The sequence below is a fragment of the Huijunlia imazamoxiresistens genome (genome assembly GCF_037132455.1).
In the GTDB taxonomy this organism is placed as follows: Bacteria; Bacteroidota; Bacteroidia; order Chitinophagales; family Chitinophagaceae; genus Flavisolibacter; species Flavisolibacter imazamoxiresistens.
This window is the reverse complement of the sequence record NZ_JBBBEI010000031.1, coordinates 1-14,751: the sequence shown is the minus strand read 5'-3', so window position 1 is coordinate 14,751 and position 14,751 is coordinate 1. Positions and strand designations below refer to the sequence as shown.

At 57.0% G+C, this 14,751-nt stretch carries 16 protein-coding genes; 8 read left to right on the top strand and 8 right to left on the bottom strand.

Annotation, left to right across the window (positions count from 1 at the left end; all coding sequences use genetic code 11):
• Window positions 1–34: 34 nt before the first annotated feature.
• From V9K67_RS23465 to V9K67_RS23445, 5 genes are all read right to left on the bottom strand, one after another.
• Window positions 35–307, bottom strand: coding sequence for a KGG domain-containing protein (locus tag V9K67_RS23465; protein ID WP_336726894.1), 273 nt, complete (start codon window positions 305–307; stop codon window positions 35–37).
• Window positions 308–674: 367 nt separating this feature from the next.
• Window positions 675–1,337, bottom strand: coding sequence for an endonuclease III domain-containing protein (locus V9K67_RS23460; RefSeq protein ID WP_336726892.1), 663 nt, complete (start codon window positions 1,335–1,337; stop codon window positions 675–677).
• A gap of 135 nt (window positions 1,338–1,472) precedes the next feature.
• Window positions 1,473–1,691, bottom strand: coding sequence for a hypothetical protein (locus V9K67_RS23455; protein WP_336726891.1), 219 nt, complete (start codon window positions 1,689–1,691; stop codon window positions 1,473–1,475).
• 168 nt (window positions 1,692–1,859) lie between these two features.
• Window positions 1,860–2,477: a NanQ anomerase/TabA/YiaL family protein gene (locus V9K67_RS23450; protein WP_336726888.1), complete on the bottom strand. Its 618-nt coding sequence runs from the start codon at window positions 2,475–2,477 to the stop codon at window positions 1,860–1,862.
• A 24-nt stretch (window positions 2,478–2,501) separates the two neighbouring features.
• On the bottom strand, window positions 2,502–2,999 hold the full coding sequence (locus V9K67_RS23445; RefSeq protein WP_336726885.1) for an NUDIX hydrolase: 498 nt from the start codon (window positions 2,997–2,999) through the stop codon (window positions 2,502–2,504).
• A gap of 193 nt (window positions 3,000–3,192) precedes the next feature.
• Between V9K67_RS23445 and V9K67_RS23440 the strand changes: the two genes are divergently transcribed.
• Together V9K67_RS23440 and V9K67_RS23435 are read left to right on the top strand one after the other, a co-directional pair.
• Window positions 3,193–3,738, top strand: a complete 546-nt coding sequence (locus tag V9K67_RS23440) for a hypothetical protein (RefSeq protein WP_336726882.1) — start codon at window positions 3,193–3,195, stop codon at window positions 3,736–3,738.
• 142 nt (window positions 3,739–3,880) lie between these two features.
• Complete coding sequence (locus V9K67_RS23435) at window positions 3,881–4,123, top strand: hypothetical protein (RefSeq protein ID WP_336726880.1); 243 nt, start codon at window positions 3,881–3,883, stop codon at window positions 4,121–4,123.
• A 59-nt stretch (window positions 4,124–4,182) separates the two neighbouring features.
• Here the strand turns inward: V9K67_RS23435 and V9K67_RS23430 are convergent, their stop codons facing one another.
• Window positions 4,183–5,370: a sensor histidine kinase gene (locus V9K67_RS23430; protein WP_336726878.1), complete on the bottom strand. Its 1,188-nt coding sequence runs from the start codon at window positions 5,368–5,370 to the stop codon at window positions 4,183–4,185.
• A gap of 340 nt (window positions 5,371–5,710) precedes the next feature.
• Here V9K67_RS23430 and rbp point away from each other — a divergent pair, with 340 nt between their 5' ends.
• Window positions 5,711–6,040, top strand: coding sequence for an RNA-binding regulator (gene rbp / locus V9K67_RS23425; RefSeq protein ID WP_336726877.1), 330 nt, complete (start codon window positions 5,711–5,713; stop codon window positions 6,038–6,040).
• A 68-nt stretch (window positions 6,041–6,108) separates the two neighbouring features.
• Here the strand turns inward: rbp and V9K67_RS23420 are convergent, their stop codons facing one another.
• Both V9K67_RS23420 and V9K67_RS23415 read right to left on the bottom strand, forming a co-directional pair.
• Entirely contained in the window at window positions 6,109–6,495 is a 387-nt protein-coding gene (locus V9K67_RS23420) for a DUF2784 domain-containing protein (protein ID WP_336726875.1), read from the bottom strand.
• Window positions 6,496–6,556: 61 nt separating this feature from the next.
• A complete protein-coding gene (locus tag V9K67_RS23415) occupies window positions 6,557–6,817 on the bottom strand; it encodes a hypothetical protein (RefSeq protein ID WP_336726872.1) in 261 nt (86 codons plus the stop codon).
• A gap of 188 nt (window positions 6,818–7,005) precedes the next feature.
• Here V9K67_RS23415 and V9K67_RS23410 point away from each other — a divergent pair, with 188 nt between their 5' ends.
• The 5 genes from V9K67_RS23410 to V9K67_RS23390 all read left to right on the top strand — a co-directional run.
• Complete coding sequence (locus V9K67_RS23410; RefSeq protein WP_336726870.1) at window positions 7,006–7,233, top strand: hypothetical protein; 228 nt, start codon at window positions 7,006–7,008, stop codon at window positions 7,231–7,233.
• A gap of 392 nt (window positions 7,234–7,625) precedes the next feature.
• Window positions 7,626–8,777 (top strand): AI-2E family transporter, encoded by a 1,152-nt coding sequence (locus V9K67_RS23405; protein WP_336726867.1) that lies wholly within the window; start codon window positions 7,626–7,628, stop codon window positions 8,775–8,777.
• Window positions 8,778–9,006: 229 nt separating this feature from the next.
• Window positions 9,007–9,783 (top strand): MbnP family protein, encoded by a 777-nt coding sequence (locus V9K67_RS23400; protein ID WP_336726865.1) that lies wholly within the window; start codon window positions 9,007–9,009, stop codon window positions 9,781–9,783.
• Between the two features lie 7 nt (window positions 9,784–9,790).
• Complete coding sequence (locus V9K67_RS23395) at window positions 9,791–10,840, top strand: cytochrome-c peroxidase (protein ID WP_336726862.1); 1,050 nt, start codon at window positions 9,791–9,793, stop codon at window positions 10,838–10,840.
• A 537-nt stretch (window positions 10,841–11,377) separates the two neighbouring features.
• The coding region (locus V9K67_RS23390) for a beta strand repeat-containing protein (protein WP_432205902.1) at window positions 11,378–14,751 on the top strand (3,374 nt) is incomplete at its 3' end.

The window sequence follows — 14,751 nt, the reverse complement described above, 5'->3', positions numbered from 1 at the left end:
TAGAATGCACTTTTGCCACTGAGCAGATCATGAATTACTGGCTGCTTTCGTTTTCACTGGATCTTTCATTTTGTTGTTGCGAGCCACGTTGGCTACGGCCACCGCCACGGGAGCTTTGTCCGCCTTTTCTGCCGGCTTCTCTCGCTTCTTCAGAAGTCCACTCGTGTGCGACGCCTTGCTGGTGTGCAGCGCGTCCGCCTTCACTCGCAATTTCTCTTTGACGTTGTGGGTCCATAGAAGCGAAACCCCGGTTGGAACTGCGTCCGGAATTCTCTTGTGGGTTTCTTTGATTCTTGTTTTCTGCCATAGCAAATGTTTTTTATAGGTTAAACAATAAAACAGTTTAGTAGAGCCCAAATAAATGCCAAGCTTTTTTAAAGGCAGAGTAAGGGGTGCAGTGGGGAAATTTTACCAACAAATAGAATCTTTTGTTGAAGTATCGAACCACATCAATGATTAAACCAAACTCATCGAGCGTTCCGGACCTATGGTAAAAAATATTTATTGCTGAGCTTTTGAAGCTCAACCATAAATAATAGCTCATCAATATTGGATTTTGGAGCAGGGGAAGGGGAAACGTCTCTGCGGAAAGCAAACCCTATACCAGTTTTGATGAGCTTGGCAACGGAAGTTGGGAAACTTTTCCACATCCGGGGCGCCGGTATTGGGAGCTTTTAGCGGTGGCTGGTAACGCCTACCTGCTGGCAGTAGTCCAGTACCGGGCAGGTGGAGCAATGAGGACGGGTGCCGGTGCAGATATGCTTACCGAAGGGCATGATCAGGCGGTTGAGGTCGATCCATTTTTCTTCGGGTACTTTCTTTTCCAGCTCCCGCATAGTTTGTTCGGGTTGCCGGGTGTGGATATAGCCCCAGCGGTTCACCACCCGGTGCACGTGTACGTCCACGCTGATAGCGGCATGGCCGGCGGCAATGCCCAGGGCCAGGTTGGCGCATTTGGGGCCAACGCCTTTCAGGTCGGTCAGCAGTTTGAAGTCGGCCGGGAGCTGACCGTCGTATTGTTCTACGGCGGCACGGGCAATGCCCAGCATGGTGGCCGCTTTCTGACCGGGAAAGGTGCAGCCGTACAAAAGAGTTTCAAGCTCTGCAAAGGAAAGTTGCAGGAGTTGTGCGGGGGTGCGGGCGGCGTCAAACAGCCGTTTCGATACGGGGATGGTGGTCTCGTCGAGCGTGCGGATGGAAACGATGCAGGAGATCAGTTGTTCGAAGAGCGTAGTGTACCCCTGCTCGAACAGTTCAAACATGGCGGCCTTCGGATAAGGCGTTACCGCCACTTCGATGCGCTTTAAGACCACGGAAAGTTGAAAGGGACGTTTCATGAACAGTTCGCGGGTTTGCAGAGAGCCTTTTTAAGTTTGTAGACTGTGGTTTGTGGTTGGTGGTTAGGGCCGCTCACAGGTGAGGACGACCACTTGCCGGGGTTCCACAAATCACAGTCTACAAACCACAAACTATTATCTGTTCTGTTCTGCAGGCCGGTCGCTTTCTTTCGACGGGTCGGCATCCACTTTTTTACCCTTCTGGGTATCCATGGTCACTGGGTCGATATTCTGCGTGCTTTCCGGGTCCTGGGTGAGGCTGTCGCCTCTTGAGGTCCCGGTGCCGCCGGCCCGTTCCTGGGGTGCGGAAGGATGGTTTCTTTGCGCGCCCTGCTGGTTTTCCCGATTTTCCATACAATAAATGTTTCCTTCCCTTGTTCGCAATATCATGCCATTTGCAGGAGGAGCAATGGGCAATGGGCAATGGACAATAGCGGAGAAACATACAATTATATATTAAGGAGCCCTCCCCAAATTCCAATGAACCAATAAACGAATTCCTACTTGCCTATTGACTATTGCCTATTGCTGGGCGACCAGGATCTTGACCACTACTTTCTTTTCGTTGGGCTCATCCACTTTGATGGTGGGGCGGTGGGCGTCCTGCGGGAAGAAGAGGAAGAAGGTGCCGGGGGTGGCTATATAGAACTTTCCTTCGGTCTTGAAGTTGGCGACATCCTTGGCTTCGTTGTAGGGATTGATAACGGTGGCGGTGGCCACGGGAGCAACGCCCATCTTTTCCTTTCCTTTGGCTACATACTGGAGGTCGATGTATTTTTTATGCGCTTCCCACTGGGTTTTGTCGAACTCTTTCAGCGGGTTTTCGGTGACGTTGACAAAGACACTGTCGCCGGCCAGCTTGTATTTGCCTACGGGCAGTTGTTCCAGGTCGTGGTTTTTCAAAAAGGCAAAGGCCGTGTCCCACAGGTGCTGGTGGGCGGCATACTGCCGGGCGAACTCCTGGGCGTTGGTGGATTTATGCGGCTTCAGTTTCAGGCCGTTGAGGTAATTGCCTTTCTTGAACCATTTTTTGGCTTGCTTGGCCGTTAGTGCCGGCTGGGCCGTTGGCGCTTGTGCCCCGGCCGCGGCAGCCGTCAGCAGGAAGGCGGACAGCAGGCCGGGAAGTACGATTTTTTTCATTTTTCGGGATTGTGAGCCGCAATATTACTCCATTTCGGATTGAGGACCCCGCTTTTCCGTTCCTGCCAGTTGCTGCAGCTCTTCCAGTAGCGCCGCCTGCTTCGGGTTGATCTTTTCCCGGGCTTCGGCCAGGCCGAACCAGGCCCCTTTGTCGGTTTCGGGAAAGCTTTTCCATTGGCCGGATCCGGGCGGCCACTGCAGCGGGAAGTAGCTGCTGCAGCGGAAGTCGGCTGCATCCACGTCCTGTTCCAGCGCCCAGGCCACCACCTTTTTGCCCGCCTTTTGTACAATAGGGGTCAGCGGCAAGAAGGGGCCGGAAACCTGGAAGCCGGTTTCCTCCTGAAGCTCCCTTCGGGCAGCGGCCAGCGGATCTTCCTCGTCGGTAAATTCTCCTTTCGGCACCGACCAGGCACCGGTATCCTTATGAGCCCAGAGCGGCCCGCCGGGATGTACCAGAAAGACTTCCAATTCCCGGTCGCGAAACCGGTACAACAAAATTCCTGCGCTTTGACGGGTAGGCATAATTATAGATGATGATTGCGGTGGGAAAGGGCTGTTTACTGGTACGGAGGAGTGCAAGATCCGGACCTTACCGACAGCTTTCCGCTTTTCTTTTTTCTTTTAATATTTTAAATTTTTCGTAATGCCCTTAGTATTTTTACGATATCTTTATCTGAATCAAACCTTAAATTAACCTTAAAAAAGTCTGACCATTATGAGAAAAGGAGTTTTTGCGGCCCTCGCGGCCATTGTGACCGGGTTTTCTGCCTGCGACAAAGTAGTGGACGCTGTTGTTCCGGATTTTCCCATTACCACCAGTTCGATTAGTGTAGAGGTGCCTGTTATTTCCAATACCACCCAGGTGCTGGCGATCGACACGGCTTCCTTGTACCTCAATATCGACAGCGTAGTGATGGAAAAGTCGGATGGAAAGATTGGCTACAACAAGGTCAATTCGATTAAGATCACAAAAATCGCCTTTACGGCATCGAATACGGATGCCAACAACAACCTGGGCAACCTGGAATCGGCAAAAGTGATGTTTCACACAGATTCCAACCCCACCCCGGTAGAGATTGCGTCTACCCCGATTGCCGCCACGGAAACCTCTTTTAAGGAGATCGTGCCTTCTCCCCAGCAGGAACTGAAAGGGTATTTAAACGGTAAACGGCTCACCTACACCCTCCATGCCAAGGCGCGTAAGGCTACTACAAAGCCGATACCGTTGTCTATGGTGGTGACGTTCAATGTGGACCTGTAATCCCGGCTTCATCCAGGCCCGCTCATCCAGGCGGGCATCCATACGAACTGAAGCCCCGCTCCGGCGGGGCTTTTTCATGCCCGTAACCCTGCCTTTATTGCCGGGTATAATCCTTGCAACGGTTCCGGCTACAAAACCATTTATGAAAGAATTGTTTGATGAGTCCGGCTTTGCCGAATTGGCTGTCCGCTGTCCCGCCTGCGGCTGGGAGGGAGCAGGATCCGATACGGTGATCATTGATTTGTACGGCCTCAGCGCCCGGAAGGAAGTGCATTGTCCGGCCTGCGACCGGTTTCTCGGCGGCCTGCAGGGCAAACCGCCGAAAAACCGCAACACCGGCGATGCCGATACCACGGATGATCAGCTCAGCTCGCAGATGGGATGATGGGGTAGATTTCGGATGTCGGATGTCGTCTCGCCCTTGGCGAGACGACATCCGACATTTCATGGTTGTGCCGGCAACAATACACGAAAAATAGCTCCCTGGTCCGGTTCGCTTTCGGCGGCAATGTATCCTTTGTGGTTCTCCACCACTTTATGCGCAATGGCCAGTCCCACGCCGGTGCCGGGATATTCGCTGCGGCCATGCAGGCGGTGAAACATCTGGAAGATCTTTTCGGCGTTCTCCTGCTCAAAACCCTGACCCTGGTCCACTACCTCGATGAGGTGAAAAGCGCGCTGCTGGTCGGAAGAAGGTACCATCTGCGGCAGGTCCTTGCCCAGGACGGGCCGGCTGCGGATGTCGATACGGGGCGGTTCGTCGGGCTTATGGAATTTTAAGGCATTGCTCAGCAGGTTTTGAAACAACTGGTACAGCTGCCGCTTGTCGCCGGTTACCTGGGGCAGGTCGCTGAAGGAGAGGACCGCCTGTTTCTCCCGTATGGAGGTTTCCAGGTCTCCCCGCACATCTTTTACCAGGTCCTGCAGGAGCACCGGCTCGAAAGGGTTTTTGCGGGAGCTGAGCCGTGAATAGGTCAGCAGGTCGTCGATCAGCTGGCGCATGCGGTTGGTGGCCCCTTCCATGCGGGTAAGCATCATGGCGCCTTCCTCGCCCAGCTGGTCGCGGTAGCGGGCGGTCAGGCGGTCGGCGAAAAAGTGGATCTTGCGCAGCGGCTCCTGCAGGTCGTGCGAGGCGGCATAGGCAAAATCCTCGAGGTAGGCGTTGGAACGCTTCAGCTCCTTTACCGACTCCTCCAGCTGTGTCTGCGCCTGTTTATAAGAGGTGACGTTGACAAAAGTCGCCACCACGGCATGCTCCTGGTAAGCCACGCCCAGGTCGAACCAGCCCTCCAGCCGGTGGTCCTGGTAATACAGTTCCTGCCGCTGTACCTGTCCCGTCTCCAACGCCCGTACATAAACGTCGAAAAAGCCGTAGGCTTTATAGGCCGGGAACAGGCTGGTCAGCCGTTGGTCGCCGGTCAGGTCCAGGGCAAAACCCAGCTGCGCTTTCAGGGCGGCATTGGCGGCTTTGACCAGAAAATCCGTGACCCGGCCGTCTTCCAGCACCGGCTGTAACAACACGATGCCATGTATGGAAGCGTCCAGCATGCTTTGGATAAAGCCGTCCGTGAGGGGTTGCGGGGGGAGGGGCTGAGGGTTCGTCATGTGCGTCAGGTCGTAAAATGAATTCAAAATAAAAGATTTATAGGGAATGACAGGCAGCCGGGAAAGATAATTCCCCGAATGGGGCCGCCGGCATGGAAAAATTAACGGCCCGGGACAGCCGGTGAAGGGGCAGGGGGCAGGGAGAAAAACGGGGCAGGGCCAGGCAGTTTCCGGGAGGGAAAGACTTAACAAATGTTTTTTTCAAAAATATTTTTTGTTCTGCCAATACCCCTACCTTCGTGAGGTATTTTGAGCATTGCATTTAGTAAGCGTACAATTAATCTGCTTTTATTCTGCTGGTTTATTTAGTCCCTTCACTTTCTTGCCTCGTCTCAGATCATTGTTAATTATTTTTTTTAAACCAAGTATGAACATTTACGTTTCCAATTTGAGCTTCAACGTTCAGGATGAAGACTTAAGAGAATTTTTTGCAGAGTATGGCGAAGTATCTTCTGCTAAAGTAATCACCGACAAACTCACCGGCAAATCCCGTGGATTTGGCTTTGTGGAGATGCCCGACGACGAGGCTGCCCGTAAGGCTATTGCCGAGCTGGAAGGTGCTACTGTAGAAAACAGGACCATCCGCGTTACTGAAGCCAGGCCGAAAGAAGAGCGCCCCAACGCTGGCGGCTTCAAGCCCCGCAACAATGGCTTTGCCGGTGCAAGAAGCGGTGGTGGTTTCAAAAGCCGCTATTAAGATATTCCTGCATGGAAAAAAAGAGCCCCGGTCCTCCGGGGCTTTTTTCATTTACGGGCAAAACTTGCCTATGGCCGGTGCCGGTGCTTCCGGCGGCGCTGATAAAAGAAGTTGAAATAAAGAGAGAGCAGCACGGCCGCCACAAAGCAGGCCAGGGTGACCGTATCGATTAGCGCAGGGGAAAATTCCCGGCCGGTAAGCCGGTGGGCCATGTACGTAATAAAGGAATTCGGGAGCGGGCGCTCGCCCAGCTGTTCTTTTACCTGCCATTGCCAGTCGGTAATGGGGCAATAGCCCAGGCCGAACCAAAGGCCCAGCAGGAACCAACTGGCCGCAGTAGCCGTCACCAGTGCCAGGTGGGCCCTGCGTGTTGCGGGCCAGATCCATCCCAGCAGGTTAAACCCAATGAGGACCAGGTGAACGATCGTCAACAGTACGTCGAAGAGCCGAAGCATGCGGAAAGGTACGCAACCGGCCGCAGGAAGGCCCGCCGCCGGGATATTTAGGAAAGGCGCTTTAGTTGATAGCTGCCAGGATGTAGTCGTTCAGCTCTTTCTCGGTGCCGCTGACCCATTGGGGCAGGGGGGCGTCCTCCACAATCTTCCAGTCGTTATTTTCGGCCCGCTGCATGGTGAACATGATGCGGTTGCCGCGCTCGTCGGACACATCCACATGAAACAGGTGGTCGGGAAGCTTGCGGAAATTGAATTCGCGGAGCCGGCCGGCAGCCTTGATCAGACGGGTAAAATGTATGTTTTTGGTGAATTCTAGAATCATAGTCAGGATTTGATGCGCAACGTTACCAATTTCCGTGCGGCGTTTCCCTAAGAAAATCACAATGTTATTTTTTTTTAATAAAATGGTAACACTTCCCGTTTTCCCTTTCCTTTTCAAAGGCGCCGGTACCGGCAGGCGGGGCTGCATTTTGGCATTGATTTTCGAGGAATAACCCAAACTGTTATTTTATGGCAACAAACCCCGATAAGACAACCGGTTCGGAAAGGGAACAAGGCAACCGTGATCAAAGCAACTGGTCGACGGAGCAGAGCCGTGATGCAAGACACAGGACCGATTTTGGACGCAAGGAGGACTTCGGCGACGATTATGAAGTAAAGCAGGAAGACGGGATGACCGAGGACGAAGCAAGATCGGAAAAGGGAAACCGGCCCGGCAACCAGCCCGATAGACGGTAAGCGGAATCAGTAACTGTTGAAAGCCCCTGTTGATGCCGGGGCTTTTTGCTGCCAACCAAAGCTTCCGGCTGCCTGCGACGGATAATTATTCCTGGGGCCGCGACAGCCGGAAGAGGTGTTCCAATTTGCGCGAGGTTTCTGTTTGTTCAATCAGATGGAGGTAGATAACTGCAATATAGGGGCGGCAGCGCTACCCTGCAAGCTTCGGCACAGAAAAATCCGCAGCCTTTCCCCGCCGCCGGGCGGGCGGCCTCCCTGCAGGTGTGCCGGGAAAGCTTTCAAAAAATTAGCATTCAGCGCATTACTGGCATGTTTGTTTGATAGGTATAGCATCAGGCAGAGTTTCCGGGAAACGGTTATTCCTGGGAAATCCCTATTATAAGGTTGTGGTTATGGAACAAAACAAGAAAGCGCAGGTGCGGGAATATCCTTTTTATATTAAGGCCACCACAATATTGCTGGGGCTCGTGTTATTGGTGTATATCCTGAAGGCCCTGGCCGGGGTGCTGATCCCTTTTGGCTTTGCCACCCTGGCGGCCATTTTGCTGAATCCCCTGTACAGCGGGCTGGAGCGCCGCCTGCCCAAGGTGGGCGCCCTCCTGATCACGCTCCTGCTGGCGATTGCCGCCCTGGGCGGCTTTTTCTATTTCCTTTCCACCCAGATCGGCATGTTCCTCGACAGCTTACCGCTGCTGATGCGCAAATTATCGACCCTGCTGGTCGAGTTCCAGGTATGGTCGAAGCAGCACCTGGGCATCGCCATGGACCGCCAGGTAGCTTCGCTGAAGAACACGCTGCACAACGGTCCCGACTTTTTGGCCGGCAGCATGGGCACCATCCTGGGAGTGGTCAGCGCCTTTGTCTTAATGCCCATCTATATTTTCCTGCTGCTGTATTACAAACCGCTGATCCTGGACTTCCTCTTCCAGCTCTTCCAGGAACGCCATTCCCTAAGGGTGGCCGAGGTGCTGAGCCAGACCAAGAGCGCGGTGCAGAGCTACATGATCGGGCTGCTGCTGGAAACGGCCGTGGTTTGCGTGCTCAATAGCCTGGCGCTGTTCCTGATCGGCGTTCCCTATGCCATCGTTATCGGGGTGATCGGCGGTATCCTCAACCTGCTGCCCTACATTGGCGGCCTTATCGCGATTGTACTGCCGGTGCTGACGGTGACGGCCATTGCGGACGGCTTTTCCACCCAGCTGGTCATCATCGGGGCGTATTCCTTTATCCAGTTTATTGACAACAACATCCTGGTGCCCCGCATCGTCTCCAAAAAAGTGCAGATCAATGCGCTGGTTTCCATCATTGCCGTGCTGCTGGGCGGCGCCCTCTGGGGGGTAGCGGGCATGTTCCTGTCCATTCCCATCATCGGGGTGCTGAAGATCATCTTCGACCGGGTAGCGGAGCTGAAGCCCTGGGGCCGCCTGCTGGGTGACGAAGTCCCCTCCGAACACGTGGGTGTAGTATGGCAGAAACGCTGGAACCGGATCTTCCGGCGGATGCAGCAGAAAAAGGAAATGGAAACCACAACCGATACGGTTTAAGGGAGTTTGCGGGGCCAGTGATGCCGCTTCCGTTGAAAATGTAGAAGCCCGGCAGTTCAGCGGCAACGGCCTGGTGCAACCCTGTCCCAATTTGAGTATCCTGCATCCGGGTCCTACCGGCACCGGGAAGTAGGGGCTATCGGGCCGGCAGGCGGTACAAAACTGCCGTGCATCGATATTCGCTCTGCTTTTCCGCCGCCATGGTTTATCTTCGGAGAAAGAAAAAAACATGAGCCGCTACCGGAACAGATCGCTGCCCGTTTTTATTGCCGCCGCCTATATGCTGTTCTGTGGCTGCCGGAAAAAAGAGCAGGAGCCGGCACCTTCCGGCCCGGTCAATGTTACCCTGCACTTCCGGCCCGTGTCCGGCGCTCAGGGGCTGCAAGCCGGGGTATCCTATACCAACGGCCACAACGAAACCTTTACGGTGCGCTCCTTTAAATTTTATGTCAGCGCCCTGCGCTTCGTCAGCGAAACGGGCGGCCGGACCTACGCTGTGGACCCGGTTCCCTATTTTCTGGTAAATGCTTTTGATACGGCCGCCCTCAACCTAAAGGTATACGTTCCCGCCGGCCGCTACAACAAGGTCCAGTTTACCCTCGGGGTGGACAGCCTGCGGAATGTCAGCGGAACGCAAACCGGCGCGCTCGACCCGGCCAACGGCATGTTCTGGACCTGGAACACCGGCTATATCATGGCTAAGCTGGAGGGGTATTCGCCCCAGTCCAACCAGCCCAACAACCTGTTCGAGTACCATATCGGCGGCTTTAAAAGCACCGAAAATGCGGTAACGGCCGTTACCGTTTCCCTGCCATCCGGTTCGGTCATCAATACCCAGGACAGCCGGGCCGCCCGGGTAGACCTCACGGCCGATGTGGCCCGCTGGTTTTCGGGCCCCAACGACCTGTCCATTACCACCACGCCGGTCTGTATGACCCCGGGCCCCCTGTCGGTAAAAATTGCCCAGAACTATTCCGGCATGTTTGCCGTGGAAAAAGTGGAGTAAGAAAGCCATGCAACGAACCAACTATATCATTGCTTTACTGGCCGGCCTGATCGCCTGCAGCGCCCTGTTGGTAGGGGCCTGCCGGAAGCCCGGTACGCCGGCGATGACGGAGCCGACACCCTTGTCGTTTACGGTGCCTGCGGGTTTCCCGGCGGTAAAGTACAACCTGGCGGAGAACCCGCTGACCCGGGAAGGCTTTGAGCTGGGACGGCGCCTGTTTTACGACGGCCGGCTGTCCAAAGACGGCAATTTTCCCTGTGCCTCCTGCCACCAGCAGTTTGCCGCCTTCGCCACCTTCGAGCATGACCTGAGCCATGGCTTCGACAACCAGTTCACCACCCGCAATGCCCCCGGGCTGGCCAACCTGGCCTGGCAGGCCGAATTCCACTGGGACGGGGGCGTAAACCACCTCGACCTGCAGCCACTGGCGCCCCTCACCGCCCCCAACGAAATGGCCGAAGACCTCAGTAATGTGCTGGACAAGCTCCGCCGCGATACCGGCTACCCCCGCCAGTTCCGGGCCGCCTTCGGAACCGATGAGATCAATTCGCAGCGGATGCTGAAGGCCCTCAGCCAGTTCATGGTCCCCATGGTCTCGGCCAATTCAAAGTACGACAAGGTGAAGCGGGGCGAAGGCACTTTTTATTATTACGAGCAGGCCGGGTACGAAACCTTTAAGGCCAAGTGCGCCACCTGCCATACCGAGCCCCTGTTTACCGACTTCAGCTACCGCAACGTGGGCCTGCCGCTGAGTACTTCCCTGAAAGACTATGGCCGCATGCGGATCACTTCCCGGCGGGAAGACTCCCTGCGGTTCCGGGTGCCCAGCCTGCGCAACGTAGCGCTGACGTTTCCTTACATGCATGACGGCCGTTTCTGGACCCTGGAAGCCGTGCTGGACCACTATGCCGGCAAGGTGCAGCAGGGCCCTACCATTGACCCCCTGGTCGCCCCGGGCATTTCGCTTTCGTCCGTGGAAAAGGTCAACCTGGTTTCCTTCCTCCGCACGTTGACCGACTCCACCTTTATCAGGGATACCCGGTTTGCACAACCGTAGCCTGCTCCAGGGGGTTCGGAACCCAGGTAACGACCTTTCCTGTAACAACGGCCTTGCAGGGTTCCGAACCCTTGAGCTGTAGGCCGGATATGGCTGACCGTAAGTTCCCGGTCAGCAGGCGGTGCCAACGGCCGTTGCTTCCGGGCAGAGCTTTCCCCTTTTTGGGCGCCCCTTTTGGATTTCTTTCGTTGACGACACATCAGGTAAGATTATTGCTGCAATAGGGTTTGCAGCCGCATCCATGCCCCGGAGGGGGAGGAGGGAGGTTGCCCCGTGCGGCCGGGCTAGATGCGTATTTTTACGCGTAGGTTCTAGGGGATTTACGTGAAAGTTTCCGGCCGGTGGCATGATTTTTTTTGATTTCCTGTTGACCTTTCCGTTCCCATGACCGACTAGATTACGGGGCTGTGCCCGCTGCCAAATCCCCAACCGTTCTTCCCTGCTCTGTGTGCTGACCCGATCCCGCCTTACGAAAGAGCCGCGCTCTGTTCCCGCCTTATGGACTGACATTTAATTCCTATTAAAAACCATCAGAGTATGAAAAGATCCCTGTTCTTTTTTCTCTGCTCTTTGTTGCTGACCACCGCCCTCACCGCCCAGGTAACCCTTATTCCCTACAAGGATTCCTGGAAATACCTGGATAACGGTTCGGACCAGGGCACCGCCTGGCGCTCGCCCGCCTTTAGCGACGGCGGCTGGAAAACCGGCTCCGGGAAATTCGGCTACGGCATGGACGGCCTGGCCACCACCCTGGGATTCGGCCCCGACAAAGACCACCGGTATACCACGTATTATTTCCGCAAAACCATCACGGTCGCGAACCCCGATAGCTACAGCAGCTTTGCCGCGGCGCTCAACTTCGACGACGGCATCGTGCTGTACGTGAACGGCAACGAGGTTTATCGCAACAACATGCCCTCCGGGTCGGTCTCCCACACCACCTTCGCCGCTTCCTCGGCCACCCTCTCCAAAACCGCTACCATCAATAAAAGCGCCTTCGTGGCCGGTACCAACGTGCTGGCCGTGGAAGTGCACCAGATCTCGCTGACCTCGGGGGATATGGCCTTCGACCTGCGGCTGCAGGCCACCCCCGACGCCACCGCGCCCAAGGTGTCCGGCACTACCCGCCAGCTGCCGGCCGCCAACCCCACCAATGCCTCCTCGGCTACCTGGCGGGTGGTGTTTACCGAAAAAGTCAAGGGCGTGGATGTCGCCGACTTTACCGTTACCCCCACCAGCGGTACACCGGGCGGGTCGGTGGCCTCCGTGACGCCGGTGGGCAGCGACGGTGCCACCTATGACGTGAAGGTGAGCGGCATCAGCGGCACCGGCGCCCTGCGCCTGGATACCAAGGCCAGCGGCACCGGCATCACCGATATGGTGGGCAACGCCCTCAGCACCGGCTATACCTCCGGCCAAACCTATACCATCGAACGCACGGCGCCTACCCTGCTGAGCATCAACCGCCAGTTGCCCACGGCTACCCTCACCAATGCCACCTCCCTGGTATTCCGCGCCACCTTCTCCGAAGCAGTGACCGGCGTGGAGGCCGCCGACTTTGCCCTGACCCGCATCGACGGCAGCGTCACCGGCGCCCCGGACGCCATCACCCCCGTGGGCACCACGGGAACGGCCTTTGACGTGCGCGTGGCCGTGAATGGCTCGGGCAACCTGCGCCTCGACCTGAAAAGCTCCGGCACCGGCATCGCCGATATCGCCACCAATGCGCTCACCGGCGGCTTCACCACGGGACAGACCATCCAGGTGGACCATGCCCTTCCCTACGTGACCGGCATTACCCGCCTGACACCGCTGACGGAGCTGACCAAAGCTTCCACCCTGGTATACCGCGTAGTATTTTCCGAAAAGGTAACCTCGGTCGGCGTGGCCGACTTCAGCCCGGTGGCCGCCACCGGCACCGTAAAAGGAACCATTGAATCCGGCGACTTGGACATGGTGGGCACCGACGGCACTACCTATGACGTGAAGGTGACCTCGGTCAGCGGCAGCGGCCTGCTGCGCCTCGACCTCAAAGCCAGCGGTACCGGCATCGTGGATGCGGCCAAGAACGCCTGCGGCGGCTACACGACGGGCCAGGTCTTTAATGTGGACAAAACGGCTCCCAAGGTGGGCAGCATCGTACGCTTCGCCCCACTCGTGACCAGCACCAACGGCACCTCCGTAGTGTACCGGGCCGTCTTTAACGAGCCGGTGCGGGGCGTGCATGCGGCCGACTTCTCGCTGACCACCGTCAGCGGCACCGCCAAAGGCGTGATCGCTGCGGATGCCCTTAAACCGGTGGGCGCCGACAGCACCACCTACGATATTAACGTGAGCGCGTTGACGGGCAACGGCCAGCTGCGGCTGAACCTGAAAAGCAGCGGCACGGGCATCACCGATGTGGCCACCAATGCCATCAGCAGCGGCTTTACTTCCGGGGAAAGCTATACGCTGGACGTAATAGCGCCCACGGTGGTAAGCGTGAGCCGGCAACTGCCCGATGCCTCCACTAATAACGCCACCGCCCTGACCTACCGGGTAGTGTTCTCCGAAGCGGTGACGGGACTGAAGAATACCGACTTCCTGTTCACCACGGTCAGCGGCACCACCACCGGTTTGGTGGCCGCCGGCGGGGTGGTGGCCGTTGGTACGGCCGGCACTACCTGGGACGTGACCGTGAGCAACGTAACGAATACGGGCACGGTGCGGCTGGACGTAAAGACCAGCGGCACGGCCATAAAGGATATTGCCACCAATGGCCTGGCCGGGGGCTTTTCCACGGGCCAGACCTTTAATGTGGACCAGACCCGCCCGGTAGTGACCGGCATTGCCCGGCAGGCGCCGGTAGCCGAAACGACCAACACCTCCACGGTGACCTGGCGGGTGACGTTTTCCGAAAAAGTGAGCGGGGTGGACCTGTCCGACTTCGCGCTGAGCGCGGTCAGCGGCGTGCGCACCGGCGCGCCGGGAACGGTGACGGCGGTAGGCACCAGCGGCACCACCTATGACGTGACCGCCACGGGCATCAGCTCGCACAGCACCGTGCGCCTGGACGTTGCCGCCACCGCCCTGCTGCAGGACGTGGTGGGCAATGCGCTGAGCGGCGGCTATGCCCTGGGCCAGACCTACACCATCGACCCCCCGGCAACGGTATTGAGCATCAACCGACAGCTGCCTTCCACCGAGCAAACCAATGCCTCCTCGGTTACCTGGCGGGTGGCTTTTTCGGAACGGGTGAATAACGTGGACCCTGCCGATTTCACCCTCACCAACCTGGGCGGCTCTTCCAGCGGCGCGCTGGCCGCCGGTTCGGTGATGATGGTGGGCGGCACCGGCTCGCTCTACGAGGTAACGGTGACCAATATCTCCACCACCGAAGTGATCCGTCTCGACCTCAAATCCAGCGGCACCGGCATCACCGACTCCTATGGCAGCGGCATCAGCGACGGCCCTTCCCCCAGTGGCGGCTTAACGTTTTCGGGCTTCAAGGCGGGGCAGTCCTACACCATCGATAAAACCCTGCCCGCCATTACCGGCATCAGCTGGCAGCAGCCCGCCACCAACCTGACCAACGGCACTTCGGTGACCTGGCGCGTGACGTTTTCAGAAAAAGTCTCCGGCGTGGACCCCGCGGACTTCAACCTGACCACCCTTACCGGTACGACCACCGGCATGCTGGCGGCCGGCGCCGTGGTGCCGGTAGGCACCGAAGGCACGACCTACGAGGTAACGGCCACCTCCATCTCGGGTACGGGCAGCCTGCGGCTGGACCTGCGCAACGGCGGCACCGGCATTACCGACATGGTGACCAATGCCATCGGTACCGGTTATACCACGGGCCAGAGCTACCAGTTCGATTATACGGCGCCATCGCTGCTGACTTTTAACCGCTACAAGCCCACGGTCGAATC

Excerpts from the sequence above, each read along its gene's own strand:
- V9K67_RS23445 (WP_336726885.1), bottom strand. The coding sequence starts at position 2,999 with ATGCCTACCCGTCAAAGCGCAGGAATTTTGTTGTACCGGTTTCGCGAC.
- V9K67_RS23455 (WP_336726891.1), bottom strand. The coding sequence starts at position 1,691 with ATGGAAAATCGGGAAAACCAGCAGGGCGCGCAAAGAAACCATCCTTCC.
- V9K67_RS23435 (WP_336726880.1), top strand. The coding sequence starts at position 3,881 with ATGAAAGAATTGTTTGATGAGTCCGGCTTTGCCGAATTGGCTGTCCGC.
- V9K67_RS23410 (WP_336726870.1), top strand. The coding sequence starts at position 7,006 with ATGGCAACAAACCCCGATAAGACAACCGGTTCGGAAAGGGAACAAGGC.
- V9K67_RS23440 (WP_336726882.1), top strand. The coding sequence starts at position 3,193 with ATGAGAAAAGGAGTTTTTGCGGCCCTCGCGGCCATTGTGACCGGGTTT.
- V9K67_RS23400 (WP_336726865.1), top strand. The coding sequence starts at position 9,007 with ATGAGCCGCTACCGGAACAGATCGCTGCCCGTTTTTATTGCCGCCGCC.
- V9K67_RS23395 (WP_336726862.1), top strand. The coding sequence starts at position 9,791 with ATGCAACGAACCAACTATATCATTGCTTTACTGGCCGGCCTGATCGCC.
- V9K67_RS23465 (WP_336726894.1), bottom strand. The coding sequence starts at position 307 with ATGGCAGAAAACAAGAATCAAAGAAACCCACAAGAGAATTCCGGACGC.
- V9K67_RS23405 (WP_336726867.1), top strand. The coding sequence starts at position 7,626 with ATGGAACAAAACAAGAAAGCGCAGGTGCGGGAATATCCTTTTTATATT.
- V9K67_RS23460 (WP_336726892.1), bottom strand. The coding sequence starts at position 1,337 with ATGAAACGTCCCTTTCAACTTTCCGTGGTCTTAAAGCGCATCGAAGTG.
- V9K67_RS23415 (WP_336726872.1), bottom strand. The coding sequence starts at position 6,817 with ATGATTCTAGAATTCACCAAAAACATACATTTTACCCGTCTGATCAAG.
- V9K67_RS23450 (WP_336726888.1), bottom strand. The coding sequence starts at position 2,477 with ATGAAAAAAATCGTACTTCCCGGCCTGCTGTCCGCCTTCCTGCTGACG.
- rbp (WP_336726877.1), top strand. The coding sequence starts at position 5,711 with ATGAACATTTACGTTTCCAATTTGAGCTTCAACGTTCAGGATGAAGAC.
- V9K67_RS23420 (WP_336726875.1), bottom strand. The coding sequence starts at position 6,495 with ATGCTTCGGCTCTTCGACGTACTGTTGACGATCGTTCACCTGGTCCTC.